The sequence below is a fragment of the Streptomyces sp. 8N616 genome, from assembly GCF_052246385.1.
Taxonomy (GTDB): domain Bacteria; phylum Actinomycetota; class Actinomycetes; order Streptomycetales; family Streptomycetaceae; genus Streptomyces.
The window spans coordinates 19,172-40,570 of record NZ_JBQQBY010000059.1 but is presented as its reverse complement, the minus strand read 5'-3'; the positions used below and the strand labels follow the sequence as shown (position 1 = coordinate 40,570).

General features: G+C 72.7%; 22 protein-coding genes and 1 pseudogene. 15 read left to right on the top strand and 8 right to left on the bottom strand.

The window, feature by feature from the left end; translation table 11 throughout:
* From ACTWQC_RS34340 to tsaE, 4 genes are all read left to right on the top strand, one after another.
* Positions 1-1,056, top strand: a 1,056-nt coding sequence (locus ACTWQC_RS34340) for an NAD(P)H-hydrate dehydratase (protein WP_443319782.1), incomplete at its 5' end; no start/stop codon positions are given.
* Positions 1,057-1,249: 193 nt separating this feature from the next.
* Positions 1,250-2,617: an alanine racemase gene (gene alr / locus ACTWQC_RS34335; protein ID WP_443319781.1), complete on the top strand. Its 1,368-nt coding sequence runs from the start codon at positions 1,250-1,252 to the stop codon at positions 2,615-2,617.
* 156 nt (positions 2,618-2,773) lie between these two features.
* The gene (locus ACTWQC_RS34330) at positions 2,774-4,027 is read left to right on the top strand and encodes an alpha/beta fold hydrolase (RefSeq protein ID WP_443319780.1); all 1,254 of its coding nucleotides are present in this window, start codon (positions 2,774-2,776) and stop codon (positions 4,025-4,027) included.
* A gap of 215 nt (positions 4,028-4,242) precedes the next feature.
* A complete protein-coding gene (tsaE, locus tag ACTWQC_RS34325) occupies positions 4,243-4,785 on the top strand; it encodes a tRNA (adenosine(37)-N6)-threonylcarbamoyltransferase complex ATPase subunit type 1 TsaE (protein WP_443319779.1) in 543 nt (180 codons plus the stop codon).
* A 222-nt stretch (positions 4,786-5,007) separates the two neighbouring features.
* On the opposite strand, the gene ACTWQC_RS34320 is transcribed toward tsaE, so the two are convergent.
* On the bottom strand, positions 5,008-5,148 hold the full coding sequence (locus ACTWQC_RS34320; RefSeq protein WP_443319778.1) for a hypothetical protein: 141 nt from the start codon (positions 5,146-5,148) through the stop codon (positions 5,008-5,010).
* 153 nt (positions 5,149-5,301) lie between these two features.
* Positions 5,302-5,880, bottom strand: a complete 579-nt coding sequence (locus ACTWQC_RS34315; RefSeq protein ID WP_443319777.1) for a hypothetical protein — start codon at positions 5,878-5,880, stop codon at positions 5,302-5,304.
* Between the two features lie 273 nt (positions 5,881-6,153).
* On the opposite strand from ACTWQC_RS34315, the gene tsaB reads away from it, so the two are divergent.
* From tsaB to ACTWQC_RS34295, 4 genes are read left to right on the top strand one after another with little or no spacing between them, the layout of a single operon-like run.
* Positions 6,154-6,822: a tRNA (adenosine(37)-N6)-threonylcarbamoyltransferase complex dimerization subunit type 1 TsaB gene (gene tsaB, locus ACTWQC_RS34310; RefSeq protein WP_443319776.1), complete on the top strand. Its 669-nt coding sequence runs from the start codon at positions 6,154-6,156 to the stop codon at positions 6,820-6,822.
* On the top strand, positions 6,819-7,430 hold the full coding sequence (rimI, locus tag ACTWQC_RS34305; protein ID WP_443319775.1) for a ribosomal protein S18-alanine N-acetyltransferase: 612 nt from the start codon (positions 6,819-6,821) through the stop codon (positions 7,428-7,430). Before tsaB ends, rimI begins: the two co-directional genes overlap by 4 nt.
* On the top strand, positions 7,423-8,523 hold the full coding sequence (gene tsaD / locus ACTWQC_RS34300; RefSeq protein ID WP_443319774.1) for a tRNA (adenosine(37)-N6)-threonylcarbamoyltransferase complex transferase subunit TsaD: 1,101 nt from the start codon (positions 7,423-7,425) through the stop codon (positions 8,521-8,523). The genes rimI and tsaD overlap by 8 nt, the downstream gene beginning before the upstream one ends.
* Entirely contained in the window at positions 8,520-8,777 is a 258-nt protein-coding gene (locus tag ACTWQC_RS34295; RefSeq protein WP_443319773.1) for a hypothetical protein, read from the top strand. Before tsaD ends, ACTWQC_RS34295 begins: the two co-directional genes overlap by 4 nt.
* A gap of 44 nt (positions 8,778-8,821) precedes the next feature.
* Here the strand turns inward: ACTWQC_RS34295 and ACTWQC_RS34290 are convergent, their stop codons facing one another.
* Positions 8,822-10,108, bottom strand: coding sequence for a THUMP-like domain-containing protein (locus ACTWQC_RS34290; protein WP_443319772.1), 1,287 nt, complete (start codon positions 10,106-10,108; stop codon positions 8,822-8,824).
* A 116-nt stretch (positions 10,109-10,224) separates the two neighbouring features.
* On the opposite strand from ACTWQC_RS34290, the gene ACTWQC_RS34285 reads away from it, so the two are divergent.
* From ACTWQC_RS34285 to groL, 3 genes are all read left to right on the top strand, one after another.
* Positions 10,225-11,460, top strand: coding sequence for a polysaccharide deacetylase family protein (locus ACTWQC_RS34285; RefSeq protein WP_443319771.1), 1,236 nt, complete (start codon positions 10,225-10,227; stop codon positions 11,458-11,460).
* 315 nt (positions 11,461-11,775) lie between these two features.
* Positions 11,776-12,084 (top strand): co-chaperone GroES, encoded by a 309-nt coding sequence (gene groES / locus ACTWQC_RS34280; RefSeq protein ID WP_360853671.1) that lies wholly within the window; start codon positions 11,776-11,778, stop codon positions 12,082-12,084.
* A gap of 131 nt (positions 12,085-12,215) precedes the next feature.
* Positions 12,216-13,838, top strand: a complete 1,623-nt coding sequence (gene groL / locus ACTWQC_RS34275; protein WP_443319770.1) for a chaperonin GroEL — start codon at positions 12,216-12,218, stop codon at positions 13,836-13,838.
* A 117-nt stretch (positions 13,839-13,955) separates the two neighbouring features.
* Here the strand turns inward: groL and ACTWQC_RS34270 are convergent, their stop codons facing one another.
* The 4 genes from ACTWQC_RS34270 to ACTWQC_RS34255 all read right to left on the bottom strand — a co-directional run bounded on the left by ACTWQC_RS34270 (position 13,956) and on the right by ACTWQC_RS34255 (position 16,202).
* Positions 13,956-14,654 carry an ester cyclase gene (locus tag ACTWQC_RS34270; protein ID WP_443319769.1) on the bottom strand — a complete coding sequence of 233 codons (699 nt, stop codon included), beginning with the start codon at positions 14,652-14,654 and terminating at the stop codon, positions 13,956-13,958.
* Positions 14,655-14,716: 62 nt separating this feature from the next.
* Positions 14,717-15,490, bottom strand: a complete 774-nt coding sequence (locus ACTWQC_RS34265; protein WP_443319768.1) for an SDR family NAD(P)-dependent oxidoreductase — start codon at positions 15,488-15,490, stop codon at positions 14,717-14,719.
* Positions 15,491-15,537: 47 nt separating this feature from the next.
* Positions 15,538-15,927 carry a hypothetical protein gene (locus ACTWQC_RS34260; RefSeq protein ID WP_443319767.1) on the bottom strand — a complete coding sequence of 130 codons (390 nt, stop codon included), beginning with the start codon at positions 15,925-15,927 and terminating at the stop codon, positions 15,538-15,540.
* Positions 15,924-16,202: a hypothetical protein gene (locus ACTWQC_RS34255; protein ID WP_443319766.1), complete on the bottom strand. Its 279-nt coding sequence runs from the start codon at positions 16,200-16,202 to the stop codon at positions 15,924-15,926. The genes ACTWQC_RS34260 and ACTWQC_RS34255 overlap by 4 nt, the downstream gene beginning before the upstream one ends.
* A 98-nt stretch (positions 16,203-16,300) precedes the next feature.
* Here ACTWQC_RS34255 and ACTWQC_RS34250 point away from each other — a divergent pair.
* Positions 16,301-16,871, top strand: a pseudogene (locus ACTWQC_RS34250) (LysR substrate-binding domain-containing protein); the annotation flags it as partial.
* Positions 16,872-16,914: 43 nt separating this feature from the next.
* On the opposite strand, the gene ACTWQC_RS34245 reads toward ACTWQC_RS34250, so the two are convergent.
* Positions 16,915-17,220, bottom strand: a complete 306-nt coding sequence (locus tag ACTWQC_RS34245; protein ID WP_360853690.1) for a WhiB family transcriptional regulator — start codon at positions 17,218-17,220, stop codon at positions 16,915-16,917.
* 399 nt (positions 17,221-17,619) lie between these two features.
* Here ACTWQC_RS34245 and ACTWQC_RS34240 point away from each other — a divergent pair, with 399 nt between their 5' ends.
* From ACTWQC_RS34240 to guaB, 3 genes are all read left to right on the top strand, one after another.
* Positions 17,620-18,231, top strand: coding sequence for a response regulator transcription factor (locus ACTWQC_RS34240; protein ID WP_003948568.1), 612 nt, complete (start codon positions 17,620-17,622; stop codon positions 18,229-18,231).
* 371 nt (positions 18,232-18,602) lie between these two features.
* Positions 18,603-19,205, top strand: a complete 603-nt coding sequence (locus ACTWQC_RS34235; protein WP_443319765.1) for a sigma-70 family RNA polymerase sigma factor — start codon at positions 18,603-18,605, stop codon at positions 19,203-19,205.
* 116 nt (positions 19,206-19,321) lie between these two features.
* Positions 19,322-20,824 (top strand): IMP dehydrogenase, encoded by a 1,503-nt coding sequence (guaB, locus tag ACTWQC_RS34230; protein ID WP_443319764.1) that lies wholly within the window; start codon positions 19,322-19,324, stop codon positions 20,822-20,824.
* The last annotated feature ends 575 nt before the right edge of the window (positions 20,825-21,399 follow it).

Here is a 21,399-nt window from a genome sequence, read left to right as displayed (position 1 = left end):
CGCGTCGACGCCGCCCGAGAATCCCGCGCCGCCATCGTCGCCGTCGACCTGCCCAGCGGCGTCGACGCGGACACCGGCCAGGTCGCGGCCGCCGCGGTGCACGCCGATGCGACCGTCACCTTCGGCACGTACAAGCCCGGCCTCCTCATCGACCCCGCCGCCGAGCGGACCGGCGCCCTCCGCCTCATCGACATCGGCCTCGCCCCGCTTCTGCCGGCCACGCCGGACGTCGAGGCGCTCCAGCACGCGGATGTCGCGGAACGGCTGCCCATGCCCGCGGCGGAGAGCGACAAGTACCGGCGGGGCGTGGTCGGCGTCGTGGCGGGCTCCGCCCGCTACCCCGGCGCGGCGGTGCTCGCCGTGTCGGGCGCGCTGCGCGGCGGCGCGGGCGCCGTACGGTACGTCGGCCCGGCCGCGGACGCCGTGATCGCCCGCTTCCCCGAGACGCTCGTCCACGCCGGGCCACCGTCGAAGGCGGGCCGCGTGCAGGCGTGGGTCGTCGGGCCGGGCCTCGGCGACGGCGCGGAAGCCCGGCAGTCGCTGGACGACGTCGTCGCGTCGGACGTCCCCGTGCTCGTCGACGCCGACGGGCTGCGGCTGCTCGATCGCGAACGGATCCGCACCCGCCGCGCGGCCACCGTCCTCACGCCGCACGCGGGCGAGGCGGCCGCGCTGCTGGGCGTACCGCGGGCGGAGGTCGAGGCGGCGCGGCTGACGTCGGTGCGCCGACTGGCGGCGGAGTACGGGGCCACGGCCCTGCTCAAGGGGTCGACGACGCTGGTCGCCGACGCGGCGGGCGGCCCCGTACGCGTCAATCCGACGGGGACGGGATGGCTGGCCACAGCGGGCAGCGGCGACGTGCTGTCGGGACTCGCGGGAGCGTTCCTCGCCTCCGGTCTCGAGGCGCGGGACGCGGCCTCGGTGGCCGCGTACGTGCACGGGCTCGCGGGCCGCCTCGCGGCGGGCCGCGACGGCGGGCCGATCGGCGCGTCGGACGTCGCGGTGACTCTCGCCACAGCCTGGCGCGACATCGCCCCCACGGCCTGGCGCCCGTAACCTCCGATCCCCTGAATCCCGGCTCCGGCCAGGCGGCTGTCCACCCGCCCTGCCCAAGTACGTGGTTCCAGCGACTCGTTGCGGCCCCGCCGCACGCGTCGCGCACCGGCTCGTGAGGCCCCGAAGGACCGGCCGCCCCTCGGCCGCCCCACATCGGTACGGCTCCGACACCCCTGGTGAGAGACTGTCCCCGATGACTGCACACTCCGGCGGCGTCCACTCCAGGCCCCCCGCCAACCCGATACGCGCCCGCGCCGCGGTCGACCTGGCCGCCGTGCGCGCCAACGTCCGTGCGCTGCGCGCCCGCGCGCCCCGCGCGGAACTGATGGCCGTGGTGAAGTCGGATGCGTACGGCCACGGCGTCCTGCCCTGCGCCCGCGCCGCCCGCCAGGCCGGAGCGAGCTGGCTCGGCACCGCCACCCCGGAGGAGGCGCTCGCGCTGCGCGCGGCGGGCGACACGGGCCGGGTGCTGTGCTGGCTGTGGACGCCGGGCGGGCCATGGCGCGAGGCGATCGAGGCGGACATCGACATGTCGGTGAGTGGGATGTGGGCGCTGCGCGAGGTCGCCGCCGCGGCCCGCGAGGTCCGCGAAGCCCGTACGAGCGACGGTACGAGCGCTCGCACGAGCAACGCCCCTGCGAGCGGCCCCCGGCCCCGGACTCCCCAGCCTCAGAGCCCCCGGCCCCAGGCCCCAGGCCCCCGTACCCCCCGGGCCCGCGTCCAGCTCAAGATCGACTCCGGCCTCGGGCGCAACGGCTGCCAGCCGGACGACTGGCTGGAGCTGGTCGACGCCGCACGCGCCGCCGAGGCCGAGGGCCTGCTCGAGGTGACCGGCGTCTGGTCGCACTTCGCGTGCGCCGACGAGCCGGGCCACCCCTCGATCGCGGCCCAGCTGCGCGTCTTCCGCGACGCCCTCGTGGCGGCCGAGCGCGCCGGACTGCGGCCCGAGGTCCGCCACATCGCCAACTCGCCCGCCACGCTGACCATCCCCGAGGCCCACTTCGACCTCGTACGGACCGGGATCGCCCTCTACGGCATCTCCCCGAGCCCGGAGGTCGGCACCCCGTCCGACTTCGGTCTCCGCCCGGCGATGACGCTCTCCGCGGACATCGCCCTGATCAAGCGGGTCCCGGCCGGGCACGGCGTGAGCTACGGCCACCACTACGTCACCCCGGGCGAGACGACCCTGGCGCTCATCCCGGTCGGCTACGCGGACGGGATCCCCCGGCACGCGTCGGGCTCCGGCCCGGTGCTCGTCGGCGGGAAGTGGCGGACGGTCGCGGGCCGGGTCGCCATGGACCAGTTCGTGGTCGACCTCGGCGGCGACACGGCGGAAGTGGGCGACGAGGCGGTGCTGTTCGGCCCGGGCGACCGGGGGGAGCCGACCGCGGAGGACTGGGCACGCGCGGCGGGCACCATCGCGTACGAGATCGTGACCAGGATCGGAACACGGGTGCCGCGCGTCTACGTCAACGAGGACGCGGTCGAGGGCGTGGTCGAGGGCGAAGCCGACGAAGTCGCGGACGAGGGCGAGTGCGCGGGACACGAACCGGGCACGTGAGCAACGGCACGGCAACAACCCTCGGCCGGGAGGCCCCGGTTACGGCACGGTAGTTCTCGACACGGCGCGACACGAGGCCGTGGAGCCTGGCGCCATGCGCAGACGCCGCAGGGTACGGGGGGACGGGCACGGCATCCACGAGGAGCGGGCACGATCATGGGCGAGAGCACCGCTGGGAACCCGGCGGGCACGGGGGTGGGCGCGGCTGCGGCGGGCGCGGCTGCGGACGCCGTGGCAGCGGCGGCAGCCGGCGGCTGGCGCCGCGCAGGTGTGGTCGCGGGCGTCGCGGGCGCCGCGATCGGTGTGGTCGCGGCGGGCGCCGCCGCGGGGGTGGCGATGGAACGGCTGACCGTCGGCCGCAGCATGCGCGAGAAGGCACGGATCGCACTGGACACGGCGAGCCCGTACGGCCAGCTGCGCGGCGCCCCGGGCCGGGCGGTGTCCGACGACGGCACCGAGCTGTACTACGAGATCGACGAGGTCGAACCGGACCGGGAGGCTCCGCGCAGGCGCCGCCTCTTCGGCCGCCGCAGGCCCGCCCCCGTGACCGTGGTCTTCTGCCACGGCTACTGCCTCAACCAGGACTCCTGGCACTTCCAGCGGTCCGCGCTGCGCGGCGCGGTCCGCACCGTCCACTGGGACCAGCGCAGCCACGGCCAGTCCGCGCGCGGCCTGGCGCAGGCCGAAGGGACGCCCGTCAGCATCGACCAGCTCGGCCGCGACCTGAAGGCGGTCCTGGACGCGGCGGTGCCGGAGGGCCCCGTGGCGCTGGTGGGGCACTCCATGGGCGGCATGACGGTCATGGCGCTGGCCGCCCATTACCCGGGCTACATAAGGGAGCGGGTCGTCGGCGTGGCCCTCGTCGGCACGTCGTCGGGGAAGCTCGGCGAGGTGAACTACGGCCTGCCGGTGGCCGGGGTCAACGCGGTACGGCGCTTCCTGCCCGGCGTGCTGAAGGCGCTCGGCTCGCAGGTGGATCTGGTCGAGAAGGGGCGGCGGGCGACGGCGGATCTCTTCGCCGGGCTGATCAAGCGCTACTCGTTCAGCTCGCGCGACGTCGACCCGGCGGTCGCGCGGTTCGCGGAGCGGATGATCGAGTCGACGCCGATCGACGTGGTCGCGGAGTTCTACCCCGCCTTCCAGGAGCACGACAAGGCGGACGCGCTGGCGGCCTTCAGGGACCTGCCCGTCCTGGTGCTGGCCGGTACCGAGGACCTGGTGACCCCCAGCTCGCACAGCGAGGCCATCGCCGAGCTGCTGCCGGACGCGGAGCTGGCGCTCGTACCGGACGCGGGCCACCTGGTGATGCTGGAGCACCCGGAGACGGTGACGGACCGGCTGGCGGATCTGCTGGCGCGGGCGGGGGCGGCGGACACCGCGGGACGGGTCCCGCGGTGCGCCCGGGGCTGAGGCTGACGGCTCAGCCCAGTTCCGCTTTCGCCCGTACCATCGGCGCATGTGACTCCTCCCCTCCCGAGGAGGGGGCTTCTCACTCGGCCGCTGTGGCGCCCTCATGACGGCCAAGCCCTGACCGGCGCCTGACGGCGCGATACTGACTGTAGCGAACCGGTGGCGTTCCTCACGCTGGAGCCGGTGATTCCGTGATCCCCTACGAGAGAAAACGCATGGACGCCACATACGCCGCGCAGACCGCAGTCACCGCACAGCCCGCCTCCGATACCTCGGCTCAGCTCACCATCTCGGGACCCGAGCAGATGCAGGCGCTCGGGCGGCGGCTGGCGAAACTGCTGCGCCCCGGCGACCTCGTGCTGCTCACCGGGCCGCTGGGCGCCGGGAAGACGACTCTGGCCCGCGGGCTGGGGGAGGGCCTGGGCGTACGCGGTGCGGTCACGTCGCCGACCTTCGTCATCGCGCGCGTGCACCCGTCGCTGACCGGTGGCCCCGCGCTGGTGCACGTGGACGCCTACCGGCTGGGCGGCGGGCTCGACGAGATGGAGGACCTCGATCTGGATGTGTCGCTGCCGGAGTCGGTGGTGATCGTCGAGTGGGGCGAGGGGAAGGTCGAGGAGCTGTCGGAGGACCGGCTGCACGTCGTCATCGGGCGGGCCGAGGGCGACGAGACCGTGGAGAACGACGTGCGCGAGGTGACGGTCACCGGCGTCGGCCCGCGCTGGGCGGAGGCGGACCTGTCCCCGCTGGCGGGCTGAGCACGCCGCCTGCCCCGGCCGCTCGTGCACATTGCCTTCGTGTGTACGTTCCGACAAGACGTCGGCAAGATGTTGCGCGGTCGGTGCCGGGCGTGGTCACATGGGGGACAGTGACCTGGTTAGGTCTACCTAACCTCGTACGCCCCGAGCCCGCAGGGAGGCACCTATGCCGCGCCATGAGCCCGTTGCTGATGCGCTGACGCAGGGGCGCCCGAGCGATGATCAAGCGCTGGCGGAACCCGGGGCACGGCAGTCCGCCGCCGCGAGCCCGAGCCCGAGCCCGAGCAGGAGCCCGAGCCCGAGCCCGAAGCCTTCGATGAGCCAGCTGCTGGCGTCCTGCGCCGCGGCCACCGCCGTGTCCACGCCACCGGAGGCTCCCCCGGCCTCCGTCGGGTCCGGCGCGCCGGACCCCGGGGCGGCCCCGGAGGGTGAGGAGCGGCGCGACGCCGCGTAGCCCGTCCGGGTGATGTCCCCCGACTCCCTACGGCCTGGGGATCGAGCGAGGAACGACGGGCCTCAGGCCACCACAATGATCTTGGTGCCGATGGCGGCGAAGGTCCACAGCGCCTTTCCGTCCGTGCGCTTCGCCCGGATGCCGCCGGTCTTCTGCCCGGCGCCCGGGTCCGGCATGGAGCCGTCGACGGCGGCGCTGAAGCCGACCACCACGCCGTCGACGGCCGTGAACCGTACGACGTGCTCCACCGGCACCCCGTCCGAGCCGGCGATCCGGGCCGAGCGGGACGTGACCGCGTACTGCCCGGGGGCCGGGCTGACCGAGCTCGGCACGACCGCATAGGTCCTGATCACCTTGTCGTCCTCGCCCACCAGCCAGACTCGCCGCTCGCCCAGCGCGTAGACGATGCGTACGCCGCTGCCGGAGGCCGCGGGCACGGGGTGCGCCTGCTGCTTCTTGCCCTGCTGTCCCGCCGGCTTCCCCGACCGGTCGGCGGAGCCGGAGGATGCCGAGGAGTCGCGGCGGGCCGTCGAGAGGTCGTCGGGCGCGGTGGCGGACGCCTGGTAGGCGAGGAAGCCGACCACGGCGAGGGCCGCGGCCGTCATCCCCGCCACGATCGTCCCCGAGTTGCTCCGTGCCACGCCGTCCGCCTCTCGCCCCGCTCCCGCCCTGCGCCTTCGCGCCCGAAGGTAGCACCGCGCGAACGCGCTGTTGACGCGGAGCGCCCGTGTGCCCGGGCCCCTGTCCCACGTTTTCAGGCGCCCGGCCCGCGGCACCGTCGCCCCGCGACCCGAGTCACCTGCCGCGGCACCGGTCCGGCGGCCCCCGGCCACGCCCGACCCGCCTCGGTCCAGCGCTTCAGGCCCCACGCAGGGTCGGGACAGGGGACGGCGGACGCGCCGTAGTCTGTACGTGTGCTGCTGCTCGCTCTCGACACCGCCACCCCCGCCGTCACCGTCGCCCTCCATGACGGAGACGGTGTCGTCGCCGAATCCCACCAGGTGGACGCGCGGCGCCACGGCGAGTTGCTGCTGCCCGCCGTCGACCGGGTGCTCCGCGAGGGCGGGGCGAAGCTCGGCGCCGTCACCGGGTTCGTCGTCGGCGTCGGCCCCGGCCCGTACACCGGGCTGCGCGTAGGACTCGCGACCGCCGCCGCCTTCGGGGCCGCGACCGGCGCCCCCGTCCACGGCCTGTGCACCCTGGACGGCATCGCGTACGCCGCGGGACAGACCGGTCTCGAAGGGCCCTTCACCGTCGCCACGGACGCCCGGCGCAAAGAGGTCTACTGGGCGCGCTACGCCGACCCGCACACCCGCGTCTCCGGCCCCGCCGTCGACCGGCCCGCCGACATCGCCGCGGAGGTCGCCGGGCTCCCGTCGGTCGGCGCGGGCGCGCTGCTCTACCGCGAGGTCTTCAGGGATGTGCCCGACGGCATGCCCGAGCTCCAGTCCGCGGGCGCGCTCGCGGCGCTCGCGGCCGAGAAGCTCGCCACGGGCAGGGAGTTGCTGCCGCCCCTGCCGCTCTACCTGCGCCGCCCGGACGCGCAGGTTCCGGCGAACTACAAGGTGGTCACGCCGCGGTGACGAACGGGACTGTCACGCTGCGCGAGATGCGGTGGTGGGACATCGAGCCCGTGCTGGAGCTGGAGCGCGAGCTGTTCCCCGACGACGCGTGGTCGCGGGGCCTGTTCTGGTCCGAGCTCGCCCACGCGCGCGGACCCCACGCCACCCGCCGCTACATCGTCGCCGAGACCGGCGCGGGCGGGGGCCCCGCCGCGAGCGGCGAGATCGTCGGCTACGGCGGGCTCGCCGCCGTCGACCGCACCGGCGACATCCAGACCATCGCAGCCGCCCGCGCGTACTGGGGTACGGGCCTGGGCGCGCGCCTCCTCGGCGACCTCCTCGCGGGAGCCGGCGACTTCGACTGCCGCGAGGTGCTGCTCGAGGTGCGGATCGACAACACCCGCGCCCAGCGGCTCTACGAGCGCTTCGGCTTCGAGCCGATCGGCCTGCGCCCGAACTACTACCAGCCGGGGAACGTGGACGCCGTGGTGATGCGCCGCGCGGAACCCTTCGCGGACGAAGCCGCGGAAGACCGGACCGTCAACGATTCCGCCAACGGTTCCGCCAACCACTCGGCCAACGACTCGGCCAACAACTCCGCAGAACAGGGAATGACCAACGATGGCTGACGAGCCGCTTGTCCTCGGTATCGAGACCTCATGCGACGAGACCGGTGTCGGCATCGTCCGCGGCCACACCCTCCTCGCCGACGCCATCGCGTCGAGCGTGGACGAGCACGCCCGCTTCGGCGGCGTCGTCCCCGAAGTCGCCAGCCGCGCGCACCTGGAGGCGATGGTTCCGACGATCCAGCGCGCGCTCAAGGACGCCGGGGTGGCGGCGAGCGACCTCGACGGGATCGCGGTCACGGCCGGTCCCGGGCTCTCCGGCGCGCTGCTCGTCGGCGTCTCGGCGGCCAAGGCGTACGCGTACGCGCTCGGCAAGCCGCTCTACGGCGTCAACCACCTCGCCTCGCACATCTGCGTCGACCAGCTCGAACACGGCGCCCTGCCCGAGCCGACGATGGCGCTTCTGGTCTCCGGCGGCCACTCCTCCCTCCTCCTGTCCTCCGACATCACCGCGGACGTACGGCCGCTCGGCTCGACCATCGACGACGCGGCGGGCGAGGCGTTCGACAAGGTCGCCCGGGTACTGGGCCTCGGCTTCCCCGGCGGCCCGGTCATCGACCGCTACGCGCGCGAGGGCGACGCGGACGCCATCCCCTTCCCCCGCGGCCTCACCGGCCCCCGGGACCCGCTCTACGACTTCTCCTTCTCCGGCCTCAAGACCGCCGTCGCCCGCTGGATCGAGGCCAAGCGCAACGCGGGCGAGGACGTGCCGGTCGCGGACGTCTCGGCGTCCTTCCAGGAGGCCGTCGCGGACGTGCTGACCCGCAAGGCCGTACGGGCGTGCAAGGACAACGGCGTCGGGCACCTGATGATCGGCGGTGGCGTCGCCGCCAACTCGCGGCTGCGCGCGATGGCCGAGCGGCGCTGCGAGGACGCGGGTCTCGTGCTGCGCGTGCCGCGGCCGAAGCTGTGCACGGACAACGGCGCGATGGTCGCGTCCCTCGGCGCGGAGATGGTGACCCGCGGCCGGGCGGCTTCGGCCTGGGACCTCTCCGCGGACTCCTCGCTCCCGGTGACCCACCCCCACGTACCCGCCCCCGGCGACCACAGCCACGACCACGTGCACGAGTTGAGCAAGGGCAATCTCTCCTCGTGACCGTCGCGCTGATGTGGGAGGCGAGAGCGGCCGAGGGCCGGGGTCCCGAACTCCTGAAGTGGGCGCGGGAACAGGACCTCGTACCGTCGCCGCTGCGCCGCGAGACCTTCGCGGCCCCCGGCGACCGCGTCCTGGTCATCACCTGGTGGGACGCTCCGTACGAGGCCGAGCTGCCCGAACTCCCGGAGCCGGGGGGCGACTTGGCGCGCCGCCCAGTGCACCGCTGGCGCTTCGAGTCCGTCGACGTGGTCTAGGGCGGTTCGGCGGAAGGCTTCCGCCCGCAGCCGGGATGGGGCCCTCATCCACCGCTGGTTGGGGCGCCAGGGGAGAAGTCCTCCGCCGGGTGCCCCAGCAGCATGGAGGGCTCGCCGGCCACGCGCGTGAGGAAGACCGTCGCCGCGTTCGGGCCGTGCGGCTTGAGCCTCCTGCGGAGTTCCTCGGGCTCGACGGCCGAGCCGCGCTTCTTCACCGTCAGCGTCCCCACCTCGCGCTCGCGCAGCAGCGCCTTCAGCGCCTTGAGGTTGAAGCGCAGCACGTCCGTGATCTCGTACGCGGCCGCATACGGCGTCGGGTGCAGCTCGTCCGACGTCACGTACGCGATGGTCGGGTCGATCAGATGGCCGCCGAGCTGCGCGGCCACGTCCGCCACCAGGTGGGCGCGGATGACCGCGCCGTCCGGCTCGTAGAGGAAGCGGCCGACCGGGCCCGCGGCGGGGGCGGGCAGGCCGGAGCCGATGAGGGAGTGCGGGCCCGGCAGCAGCGTGGCGCGGCGCCCGCCCGCCACGCCGGTGCCGAACCAGAGGACGGCCTCCTTCACGTCGCCGCCGTCCGAGATCCACTCGGCCTCCGCGTCGTCCGGCACCGCCTCGTGCGGCACCCCGGGCGCGATCTTCAGCGCCGCGTACGGGGTCTTGCGCGCCGCCTCCACCGCCCACGACAGCGGCGGCGAATACGCCTCCGGATCGAAGATCCGCCCGCCCGCCGCCCGACCACCACCCCGGCTGGAGGCTCCCCCAGACTCCGTCCGGGGGAACCCCCGCCGCGCCGACCCTCTGGACGCGCCGCGCCTGGCGGGATCGGCGAACACCGCGTCGTACGCGGCCGCTTCGGTCTCCGTCACATTCGCGCAGCGCACCTCGACGAGGTCCGCGAGCCCGAGCGCCTCGGCGTTGGCCCGGGCGACCGCGCAGGTCAGCGGAGAGCGGTCGACGGCGACCACCGCCATGCCCGCCCGCGCGAGCGCGATCGCGTCGCCTCCGATCCCGCAGCACAGGTCCGCCACGCGCCGTACGCCCAGCGCGGCGAGGCGGCCCGCGCGGTACGAGGCGACGGACGTACGGGTCGCCTGCTCGACGCCGTCCGGGGTGAAGAACATGACGGCCGCGTCGTCGGCCCCGAACTTCGCCGCCGCCCGCTGCCGCAGCCGGGCCTGTCCGAGGGCGGCGGTGACCAGCTCGGCCGGGTGCTCGCGGCGCAGCCGGGTGGCGGTCGCGAGCTCCTGCGCGGGGTCGTAGTCGCGCAGGTCGGCGAGGAGCGCCCGGCCCTCGTCGGTCAGCAGGGCGGCGAAGGCGTCGAGGTCGTTCACCCGGTCAATTGTGCCGGTCGCTCCTCCTCCGGCGTGTGGGCCAAGCGGTGGAGCGGCGTGGCGCGACGGCGGTGTCGGGGCCGCGTACGCCGGCGGCCCTGGCAGGATGCGACGCCATGCAGCTTGTACGACAAAACGAAAAAACTGCCCAGATCTGGCGATGGGGCACGAGTGTCCGCGGCGCCGCCGTGCTGATCCTCATCGGCGTGGTCGGAGGTGCCTGCGGCCAGCCACCCGACCGTGCGCCGAGGGACAGATCGAGTCCGGGATCCGAGCAGCGGCACGCCGCCGCCCTGGGGACGGTGCGCGCCCCGGACGCGACGTACGCCCTGGAGGGCACGGCGAGCGGGGCCGGGCGCATCGGCGGGGTGCGTGCGCCGGCGCGGGACTCGGTGCCCGGCATGGCGGCGGGCGCGCCGCACAGGCCCGGAGAAGCGCCCGGCGCGGCGTCCGGTTCAGGGCCCGGCGCGTCGGCGGCCACGCCGGGCAAGCGGCCGTCCGGGCAGGCTGCGGACGCCCAGCGCGCCGGGGGCGGGTCCGCGGGCGCCCAGGGCACGCCCGGCAGCGGCGCGGCCGCCTCCCGGCTGCGGTCCGGGACCACCCGCGCCCTGGACATCTACTCGAGCGAGCTGGTGAGGGCCGAGGCCGTCAGAATCGCCCTGGCCCGGAAGTGGGGCCTGCACCGCCTGCCGCTCTTTCCGCCGCCCCCGCCCGCCGCGAAGCTGCACCTGACCACACCCCGCGGGCTCGCGCGCGGCTCCGGCCTGCCGCCCGTGATCGCCCGGGTCCCCACCCGCGACCGCGTCGTCTTCCTGACGATCGACGACGGCGCCCACAAGGACCGGCGGCTGATCCGCATGCTGAGCGAGCTCGGTGTGCCGGCCAGCGCCTTCCTCAGCGACTACGTCGTACGCGACGACTACGACTATTTCCGCGGACTGCAGGCTCTCGACGTGGCGATCAACAACCACACCATCAGCCACCGCGATCTGCGCTCGCTCTCGTACGCGGGCCAGCGCAAGGAGATCTGCCGTCAGCAGGAGACCATCCAGCGCGAGTTCGGCATCCGGCCGCGGATCTTCCGCCCGCCCTACGGGAGCTACGACCGCGACACGCTGCGCGCCGCCAGGTCCTGCGGCATCACCGTGGTCCCGCTGTGGAGCGAGGAGGCGTTCCCCGGCCGGATCGAGTTCGGCGACGGCGACCGCAGGTTCCGTCCGGGCGACATCATCCTCACCCACTTCCGCGGACGCGGTGAGTGGGGCGGCACCATGCCGGACGTCATCCGCCGCGTGGTCCGTACGGCCACCGCCCAGGGCTTCGCGCTGGCCCGCCTCGAGGACTACGTCTGACGGCGCGGAGAAGGGTGCTCTCCTGGCCCCAGCCCCAGGCCGCGACGGTAAAGGCCAGGCCCGTGCAGGAGGCTGCCGCGGGGCGCCCCCTCGCCGTGGTCTCCTCGCCGGGAGGCGGACGCGCGGCGCGCCGTCAGCTCGTTGGCACTCTAGTTGACTGAGTGCTAACGCCGTCATAGTCTCGGCTTGGCACTCTCCACCAGGGAGTGCCAGACACTCAGCGACGGGCAGATCCGGCACCCGCGACGACGGATCTACCAGGTCGCCACCTCAGACAGTCAACCCCGTGAGATCTCCGAAGGGGGAGGTCGGATCGTGACGACCGCCAGCACCAAGGTTGCCATCAAGCCGCTCGAGGACCGCATTGTGGTCCAGCCGCTCGACGCCGAGCAGACCACGGCCTCTGGCCTGGTTATCCCGGACACTGCCAAGGAGAAGCCCCAGGAGGGCGTCGTCCTGGCCGTGGGCCCGGGCCGCTTCGAGGAGGGCAACCGCATCCCGCTCGACGTCAAGGTCGGCGATGTCGTGCTCTACAGCAAGTACGGCGGCACCGAGGTGAAGTACAGCGGCGAGGAGTACCTCGTCCTCTCGGCTCGCGACGTCCTCGCGATCGTCGAGAAGTAATTCACCCACGTTTGTGATCTGCGCCCCGGCTCCCGTGTCTCAACAACCGGGCGTCCGGGGCGCAGTTCGTACGAGCGATGGCGGCCGCTCCAGGGGCGGCCGAGGATCGCAATGAGAGGACATACGCAACCATGGCGAAGATCCTGAAGTTCGACGAGGACGCCCGTCGCGCCCTCGAGCGTGGCGTCAACAAGCTTGCCGACACCGTGAAGGTGACGATCGGCCCCAAGGGCCGCAACGTCGTCATCGACAAGAAGTTCGGCGCCCCGACCATCACCAACGACGGCGTGACCATCGCCCGCGAGATCGAGGTCGAGGACCCGTACGAGAACCTCGGCGCCCAGCTCGTCAAGGAGGTGGCGACCAAGACCAACGACATCGCGGGTGACGGCACCACCACCGCGACCGTCCTGGCCCAGGCGCTGGTCCGCGAGGGGCTGCGCAACGTCGCCGCGGGCGCCTCTCCGGCCGCCCTCAAGAAGGGCATCGACGCCGCCGTCAAGGCCGTCTCCGACGACCTGCTCGCCACCGCCCGCCCGATCGACGAGAAGTCCGACATCGCCGCTGTGGCCGGGCTGTCCGCCCAGGACAAGCAGGTCGGCGAGCTGATCGCCGAGGCCATGGACAAGGTCGGCAAGGACGGTGTCATCACCGTCGAGGAGTCCAACACCTTCGGTCTCGAGCTCGACTTCACCGAGGGCATGGCCTTCGACAAGGGCTACCTGTCGCCGTACTTCGTGACGGACCAGGAGCGGATGGAAGCGGTCCTCGACGACCCGTACATCCTGATCCACCAGGGCAAGATCGCGGCGATCGCCGACCTGCTGCCGCTGCTGGAGAAGATCATCCAGGCTGGTGGTTCCAAGCCGCTGCTGATCATCGCCGAGGACGTCGAGGGCGAGGCGCTGTCCACGCTGGTCGTCAACAAGATCCGCGGCACCTTCAACGCCGTCGCCGTCAAGGCCCCCGGCTTCGGCGACCGCCGCAAGGCGATGCTCGGCGACATGGCCACCCTCACCGGAGGCACCGTCGTCGCCGAGGAGGTCGGCCTCAAGCTCGACCAGGTCGGCCTGGACGTGCTGGGCTCCGCCCGCCGCGTGACCGTCACCAAGGACGACACCACGATCGTCGACGGTGCCGGCAAGGCCGAGGACGTGCAGGGCCGGATCGCCCAGATCAAGGCCGAGATCGAGGCCACCGACTCCGACTGGGACCGCGAGAAGCTTCAGGAGCGCCTCGCGAAGCTGGCCGGCGGTGTCTGCGTGATCAAGGTCGGCGCCGCGACCGAGGTCGAGCTCAAGGAGAAGAAGCACCGCCTGGAGGACGCCATCTCCGCGACCCGCGCCGCGGTCGAGGAGGGCATCGTCTCCGGTGGCGGCTCCGCGCTCGTCCACGCCGCGAAGGTGCTCGAGGGCAGCCTCGGCAAGGAAGGCGACGAGGCGACCGGTGTCGCCGTCGTGCGCCGCGCCGTCGTCGAGCCGCTGCGCTGGATCGCGGAGAACGCGGGCCTCGAGGGCTACGTGATCACCTCCAAGGTCGCCGAGCTGGAGAAGGGCCACGGCTTCAACGCCGCGACCGGCGAGTACGGCGACCTGGTGAAGGCCGGCGTCATCGACCCGGTCAAGGTCACCCGCTCCGCGCTGGAGAACGCGGCCTCCATCGCCTCCCTGCTGCTCACCACCGAGACGCTGGTGGTGGAGAAGAAGGAAGAGGAGGAGCCGGCGGCCGGTCACGGTCACGGCCACGCGCACTGACCGCGTACCTGCGACGAGAGCCCGCCGCTCAGCGGCGGGCTCTCGTGCGTCTGTTGCGCGTGTGCCTTTGTTGCGCGTGTGCGTCTGTTCGCGTCCGCGCCTGTGCTTTCTGGCGCGTCAGGCTACGGCCGCGCCGAGCTGCCGCATCAGGCCCAGCATGTCGTAGTACCACCAGCCTTCCTGGATCTTGCCGTCACGGAACCGGAAGATCGTGGTCCCGGTCATCGTGCACTCCTTGCCGGTGGGCGCGATGCCCATGAAGTCGCCGCGTTGCCTGCCGGTCCAGGTCCACCGGGTCACGACCCTGTCGCCCTCGGCGACCTGGTCGTCGAGCGCGAAGCGGAAGTCGAAGGCGCCGCGCCAGCGCGTGACGTCCTGCCGGAGGACGTCGGAGCCGACCGTGGACTCCTCGGCCTTCCCGATGTCGTGGTCGCGGTAGTCGGGGGCGAAAAGCTCGCCGATCAGGTCGAGCTTGCCTTCGCCGGCGATCTCCTCGAAGAAGCGGCGGGCCGTCGCCGCGTTGAGCGGCTCGTCCCGCACCACGTCGAGATCGATGAAGGTGGGCATCTCGTCACAGAGCGCCACCATCTCCTGGAACGTCCGGTCCGTCTCCGGCAGGTTGGAGTTCTTCATCGCCTCCTCGTACGAGGGGAACTCGATGATCTCGACCAGGTGGTTGGCGTCCGTGTGGTCGCGGCCGACGATCGAGTGGGTGGCCGTCCTCTTGCCCTGCGTCTGCTCGACCCAGGTGTCCATGAGACGGTTCATGTCGTCGAGCTTGCTGGTCTTGCAGTCGATGATCTGCACGAATGTCATGGCGCCTCCCGCGGTGAGTCCGACTCGTCCATTTTAGTGACGAATGCCCGCCTGTGTCTGGGTCAGTTGGGGCCGTAGCGCCGCCCCGTACGGGACGAGATCCCGCCCAGTGCACCCCGTGGCGCCAGCTTCGCCAGCCCCATCAGCGCCTTGTAACGGGCGTCCGGGATGGACACCGTCCGGCCCCGCGCCAGATCCTGCATCGCCGCCGCGACGACCTTGTCCGCGTCGAGCCACATCCAGCCGGGAATGTTCTCCGTCCCCATCCCGGCCCGCTCGTGGAACTCGGTCCGTACGAATCCCGGGCACAGCGCCATCAGCCGCACCCCCGAGCCGGCCAGATCCCGTGCCGCACCCTGCGTGAACTGCACGACCCACGACTTGCTCGCGCCGTACGTCCCCCGCGGTACGAACGCCGCGACCGACGCGACGTTCACCACCCCGCCGCGCCCGCGCTCCCGCATGCCCTCCGCCGCGGCACTCGTCAGCCGCAGCACCGCCTCGCAGTGCACCTTGAGCATCCGCAGCTCCTCGGCCATCGGGACCTCGAGATAGCGGCCCTTGTTGCCGAAACCCGCGTTGTTGACCAGCAGATCCACCGGGTTCTTCGGGTCCGCGAGCCGCTCCTCGACCGCCGCGATGCCCTTGTCCTCCGCCAGGTCGGCGGGCAGCACCTCGGCCTCGATCCGGTGCCGGTCGTGCAGCTCGGTCGCCTGCTCCCGCAGCCGCGTGACGTCGCGGGCCACCAGCACGAGATCGTGCCCGTCGGCGGCCAGCCGCCGCGCGAACGCGGCCCCGATCCCTGCGGTGGCTCCCGTAATCAGTGCAGTCGTCATGGCGGAACGCTAGCGTCCGGCGGCTGCCGCTTCGACAGCCCCTCGGATCACGGCACGCTCTCGGTCTCCACGCGCGCGTCCACCTGCTTGTACGAGGCGGCCGCGCTGGTCAGCACCGGCAGTCCCGTCGACAGGCCCAGGTGCGCTGCGTGCGCCGTCGCCGTGTCGACCGCTCGCTCCGCCGCGATCTGGGCCACCGCCCAGCAGCCGAGTTCGTCCAGCGGGCGGAAGACGAAGCTGGGCGCCGCGAACGCGGCCTCTATCTGCTGCCGGACGTCGGCGAGCGCGGACTCGGCCAGCCCTTGTGTGAGACAGAGCACCGGTACGTACAGCGGCTGCGCGGTCTCGACCGAGCGGAACACCCGTGCCGCCATGTAGATGCTGCCGTGCGCGAGCGCGCGGACGGCAGTGTGGTCGAGGATGTAGCCGCCGCTCACGCGGCGTGCTCCGTGCTCGAGCCGTCCCCGCGACGCCTGTCCATCTCCCGAGCCCAGGCCAGGGCCTCTTCCCACTCGCCCGGCGCGGCCTCGGCCTTGGCGCGGCCCGCGATCCACTCAACGGCGCGGCGGGCGCGCTCGATCTCGCCGATCCGGCGCGCGGCGGCCTCGTCCAGCCACCCGGAGACGGAGTCCGCCTGCCCCCGGGCGACCAGCTCCTCGATCGCCGCGAACCGCTCCGGGTCGAGGCTGATCGTGATCTTCTTCTTCGCCATACCGCGACCATACTCCGGTATGGGCGACGTCGTCAGACCCGGGCGCACTACGGCCGCCCGCCTCAAAGACTCGCTTTATGGGTGAGCCATGATCGAGGCCCGTCACGTCGGAGATGCTGCGGGCCGGAGACCGCGAGATCGCGCTGGCCTTCGGCTCCGGGCGTCCGAGACACGGAGCAGGCATCGGTGGGGTCGCGGCCCATGCCCGAGGAGCTATGGGGGAGGGAGAGCCTGGTCGTACGGCCGTTGCTCACCGACCGGCTGGTCGGAGTCGTCCCCGAGGGGCACGCCTTCGCGGGCGCCGACCGGGTCGGCATCGGGGAACTGGCCGGGGAGTCCTGGATCGCGGGGTGCCCGCGGTGCCGTCGCCATCGGGTCGAGGTGTGCGAGAACGCGGGCTTCACGCCGCGTATCGACTTCGCGACGGACGACTATCCGGCGGTGATCGGTCTTGTCGGCGCAGGTCAGGGAGTGGCGTTGCTGCCCGCACCGGCCCTGGTGGGGCCCGTCCCAGCGTTCAGCTGGGGGACGGTGCGGGTCAAGGGCGCCGTGACGGTGGAAGGGGAGCCGGTGGGGCGGGGGGAGGTCGTAGCGCTCACGCTGCCGGACCTCGCGCGCGTGCCCGCACTCGAGGCCACAGGGGAGCACCTGGAACTCGCGGCGCGCTGAGGGTCGCGCGGTTGCGCGGCACCGAGGATGAAGAAACGTTTCGTCAGTTGCTGCTGGTGGCGATCAGCCGGTGCCGTGCCCGTCCCATCAGCTCCTCGCGCTCGTCCTCGGTGAGTCCGCCCCACACGCCGTAGGGCTCCCGTACCGTCAGCGCGTGCGCCGCGCACTCGGCACGGACCGGGCATCGCATGCAGACCTCTTTGGCGGAGGCCTCTCGCGCGCTCCGGGCCGCACCCCGTTCGCCTTCCGGATGGAAGAAGAGCGAGCTGTCGACCCCTCGACATGCGGCCAGGAGCTGCCAGTCCCACAGATCGGCGTTGGGGCCGGGAAGGCGGGAGAAGTCTGCCATTGCTCATCCCCTCGGAATGGGTTCCGGTGGATCAAGTGCCCACGACCGTACATCAACTGTGTAAGTAGATGTAAATATGACTCATTGCGAATCTAGCGACAGACACCAGCAGATGTGAAGAAAAGCGGCCAAATAGGGCATGGCTCATTCGAAGGGTCCCAGTCATGCGCCGCTGACCAGCGCTCACGCGGTGCAGCTGCCGGGTGACCGCTCCCTCACGTAGAGTATTGAAGGACGCCGCCGAACCCGTAACTCTTTCGGGTGACCGTCGTTGAGAGTGCGGAGGCGGTTGACGAGACAAGCACTCGGGCAGATGTCCGAGGCGGTCAATCGCTCAGGTGACGACTTAGTACCAGCCTGGAGGCTCAAGGTGACGCGCATCAGCTGCGGAGGGCGGCCATGACATCCGTCCTCGTCTGCGACGACTCCCCGCTTGCCCGAGAGGCGCTCCGCCGCGCGGTCGCGACCGTGCCCGGCGTCGAGCGCGTGACGACGGCCGCCAACGGCGAGGAAGTCCTCCGCCGCTGGGGAGCCGACCGCTCGGACCTGATTCTGATGGACGTACGGATGCCCGGGCTCGGCGGAGTCGAGACCGTGCGCCGGCTGCTCTCCGCCGACCCCGGCGCCCGGATCATCATGCTCACCGTCGCCGAGGACCTGGACGGCGTCGCGCTCGCGGTGGCCGCGGGTGCCCGTGGCTATCTGCACAAGGACGCCTCGCGCGCCGAGCTGCGGGCCACCGTCACGCAGGCGCTCGCCGACCCCACCTGGCGGCTCGCCCCGCGTCGGCTCCGGTCTGCCGAGATGGGCGCCGCGCCGACCCTCACCGCGCGCGAGATCCAGGTGCTCGAGGGCATGAGCCACGGCCGCTCCAACGCCGAGATCGGGCGCGAGCTCTTCCTCTCCGAGGACACCGTCAAGACCCACGCGCGTCGGCTCTTCAAGAAGCTGGGCGCCTCGGACCGGGCGCACGCCGTCGCGCTCGGTTTCCGCTGGGGCCTGGTCCGCTGAGGGCGGTGTGACGCGTCGCGCAGTGAGGTCGCGGTGCGTGCCATATGACCTGGTGGCGCGTACCGCGACCTCACTGCGTCGGCGTCTGGGGGCCGAAACCTCGCGGGATGCCGCATCCTTGGAGGTGTGACTCCTCCCCGGCAGGGGCCGGGGCTTCTCACTCGGCCCGAAGAACCTCAGGACGGACAAGCTCTGCCCGGCGCCCCGAGGCGCGGGTCGGAAGCTGTCCGCGGGTTGTCGGGGACGGCATGGGTAACACCCGAAAGGGGGAGGCGTGGGACGTGAGTGCTAGTGCGGCCGTGCATAACGCTTCGGTGCACAACGGGGGACGCGGTGCCGCGGACCGCAGAGCGCCAAGGCACCATGGACTGATGCGCGAGGAGGAGACCCGGGGTACCCCCATGGCCGGAGGCCCGGGGGAGATCGGCGCACTCGTGCAGCGCGCGGTCGACGGGGACGAGCGGGCCACTCACGATCTGCTGGCCCACGTACACCCGCTGGCGCTGCGCTACTGCCGCACCCGGCTGTCCCGGCTGCCCGGCGATGCCCGGCACTTCGTGGACGACCTGGCGCAGGAGGTCTGCCTGGCCGTGCTGTGCGCGCTGCCGCGCTACCGCGACACCGGCCGCCCCTTCGAGGCCTTCGTCGTCGCGATCGCCGCGCACAAGGTCGCGGATCTGCAGCGAGCGGCCATGCGCGGGCCGGGGAGTACGGCGGTGCCGTCCGACGAGATGCCCGAGCGGCCCGACACCTCGCTCGGGCCCGAGGAGCGCGCGCTGCTCAGCAGTGACGCGGAATGGGCGAGAAAGCTGCTGGCCAACCTGCCCGAGATCCAGCGGGAGCTGGTGCTGCTGCGGGTCGCGGTCGGGCTGACCGCGGAGGAGACGGGCCAGATGCTGGGGATGTCGCCGGGCGCGGTCCGGGTCGCCCAGCACCGGGCGCTCAGCAGGCTGCGGGCGCTGGCGGAGCAGTGACCCGTATCCGTACGTGATCCACACCTCTCCGGCCCTGGATCGGAGGCGGAATCGGGGGCACTCGGAGCCCGTTAGCATGGGAGTCCGCGCTGGGCAAGAGCACTGGGGAAGGTGTCATGACTGACAACGTCGACGGAACGCCCGAGAAATTCGCGATGCTCGGGCTGACATACGACGACGTGCTGCTGCTGCCGGGCGCGTCGGAGGTGCTGCCGAACGCGGTCGACACCTCGTCCCGCGTATCGCGCAACGTACGGGTCAACGTCCCCCTGCTCTCCGCGGCGATGGACAAGGTGACCGAGGCCCGGATGGCCATCGCGATGGCCCGTCAGGGCGGTGCCGGTGTGCTGCACCGCAATCTCTCCATCGAGGACCAGGCCAACCAGGTCGACCTCGTGAAGCGCTCCGAGGCCGGGATGGTGACCGACCCGATCACCGTCCGTCCGGACGCGACGCTGCGCGAGGCGGACGCGCTGTGCGCGAAGTTCCGGATCAGCGGCGTGCCGGTGACGGACGCCGCGGGCAAGCTGCTCGGCATCGTCACCAACCGCGACATGGCCTTCGAGCTGGACCGCAGCCGTCAGGTCCGCGAGGTCATGACCCCGATGCCGCTGGTCACCGGCAGGGTCGGCATCTCCGGCGAGGACGCGATGGAGCTGCTGCGCCGCCACAAGATCGAGAAGCTGCCGCTGGTCGACGAGAACGGCGTGCTCAAGGGTCTGATCACGGTCAAGGACTTCGTCAAGGCCGAGAAGTACCCGAACGCGGCGAAGGACGACGAGGGCCGGCTGGTCGTCGGGGCGGCGGTCGGCGTCGGGGACGAGGCGTACGACCGGGCGCAGGCGCTGGTCGAGGCCGGTGCGGACTTCCTGGTGGTGGACAGCGCGCACGGCCACAGCCGCGGCATCCTCGACATGATCGCGAAGCTCAAGTCCAACATCAGTGTGGACATCGTGGGCGGCAATGTCGCCACGCGCGACGGCGCACAGGCGCTGATCGACGCGGGCGTGGACGGCGTGAAGGTCGGCGTGGGGCCGGGCTCGATCTGTACGACGCGTGTCGTCGCGGGCATCGGGGTGCCGCAGGTGACGGCGATCCACGAGGCGGCGCGGGCCTGCGGCGCTGCGGGCGTGCCGCTGATCGGCGACGGCGGCCTGCAGTACAGCGGCGACATCGCGAAGGCGATCGCGGCCGGTGCGGACACGGTGATGCTGGGGAGCCTGCTCGCCGGGTGCGAGGAGTCGCCGGGCGAGATGGTCTTCATCAACGGCAAGCAGTTCAAGTCGTACCGGGGGATGGGCTCGCTGGGCGCGATGCAGTCGCGCGGGCAGGCGCGCTCGTTCTCGAAGGACCGTTACTTCCAGGACAACGTCCTGTCCGAGGACAAGCTGGTGCCCGAGGGGATCGAGGGTCAGGTCCCGTACCGTGGTCCGCTGTCCTCCGTGGCTCACCAGCTGGTCGGCGGCCTGCGCGCGTCGATGGGGTACGTCGGCTCGGCCGACATCCCGGAGCTGAAGGAGAAGGGCCGCTTCGTGCGGATCACCGCGGCGGGCCTCAAGGAGAGCCACCCGCACGACATCCAGTTGACGACGGAGGCGCCGAACTACACGCGACGCTAGTCGCCTCGACGGCGGGGCCGCTCCGCGCGGGCCGTACCGGGGCGCTGCGCGCCCGAGCTCTTCCCCCGCCCAGCCGCCGCTTTGGGACCTGCCCCTGGTTCCCCCTGCGATGCAGGGGGAACCAGGGGCAGGTCGCGTCGGGCCGGCGCCGAGGGGCGCGGAGCGCGAGCGCTACGAGCCGCGCCCGGCCCGGCTGCGCCTGCCTCGTTGGGCAGCGCCCGGCCCGGCCGGAGCCACCGCGCCGGGGCCCCGCGACCCGCTGGGTCGGGTTCCGCCTGGGTGGGGGTGATCTCCGGGGTTCGCCTGAGGTCGCCCGCTGCGGGCTGGGTGTGGCCGGCTGGGTCGGGCTGAAGCCGGTCGGCCGCGCTCTGCCCAATGGGGGCCATTTCCGCGGGTTCCCCGGAGGTTGCCGACTGTGGGCTGGGTGCGGTCGGCTGGGTCGGGTTCAGGTCCGGGCTCGCAGGCGCCCGGCGTGGGGGATCGGCGGCGGTGTCGGCGGGGCCGGGCTGGAGGTGGCGGGAGGGATGAGCGGCCTCCGAGGCCCGCGAGCGAGCGGGGGCGTTACGCGGGAGGCG

Bases quoted from the DNA above. Each gene is read 5' to 3' on its own strand.
- ACTWQC_RS34245 (WP_360853690.1), bottom strand. From the start codon at position 17,220: ATGGCAGACTTCTCCCGCCTTCCCGGCCCCAACGCCGATCTGTGGGAC.
- guaB (WP_443319764.1), top strand. From the start codon at position 19,322: ATGACTGACAACGTCGACGGAACGCCCGAGAAATTCGCGATGCTCGGG.
- groL (WP_443319770.1), top strand. From the start codon at position 12,216: ATGGCGAAGATCCTGAAGTTCGACGAGGACGCCCGTCGCGCCCTCGAG.
- tsaD (WP_443319774.1), top strand. From the start codon at position 7,423: ATGGCTGACGAGCCGCTTGTCCTCGGTATCGAGACCTCATGCGACGAG.
- ACTWQC_RS34330 (WP_443319780.1), top strand. From the start codon at position 2,774: ATGGGCGAGAGCACCGCTGGGAACCCGGCGGGCACGGGGGTGGGCGCG.
- ACTWQC_RS34240 (WP_003948568.1), top strand. From the start codon at position 17,620: ATGACATCCGTCCTCGTCTGCGACGACTCCCCGCTTGCCCGAGAGGCG.
- ACTWQC_RS34265 (WP_443319768.1), bottom strand. From the start codon at position 15,490: ATGACGACTGCACTGATTACGGGAGCCACCGCAGGGATCGGGGCCGCG.
- alr (WP_443319781.1), top strand. From the start codon at position 1,250: ATGACTGCACACTCCGGCGGCGTCCACTCCAGGCCCCCCGCCAACCCG.
- tsaE (WP_443319779.1), top strand. From the start codon at position 4,243: ATGGACGCCACATACGCCGCGCAGACCGCAGTCACCGCACAGCCCGCC.
- ACTWQC_RS34270 (WP_443319769.1), bottom strand. From the start codon at position 14,654: ATGACATTCGTGCAGATCATCGACTGCAAGACCAGCAAGCTCGACGAC.
- ACTWQC_RS34235 (WP_443319765.1), top strand. From the start codon at position 18,603: ATGCGCGAGGAGGAGACCCGGGGTACCCCCATGGCCGGAGGCCCGGGG.
- ACTWQC_RS34255 (WP_443319766.1), bottom strand. From the start codon at position 16,202: ATGGCGAAGAAGAAGATCACGATCAGCCTCGACCCGGAGCGGTTCGCG.
- ACTWQC_RS34285 (WP_443319771.1), top strand. From the start codon at position 10,225: ATGCAGCTTGTACGACAAAACGAAAAAACTGCCCAGATCTGGCGATGG.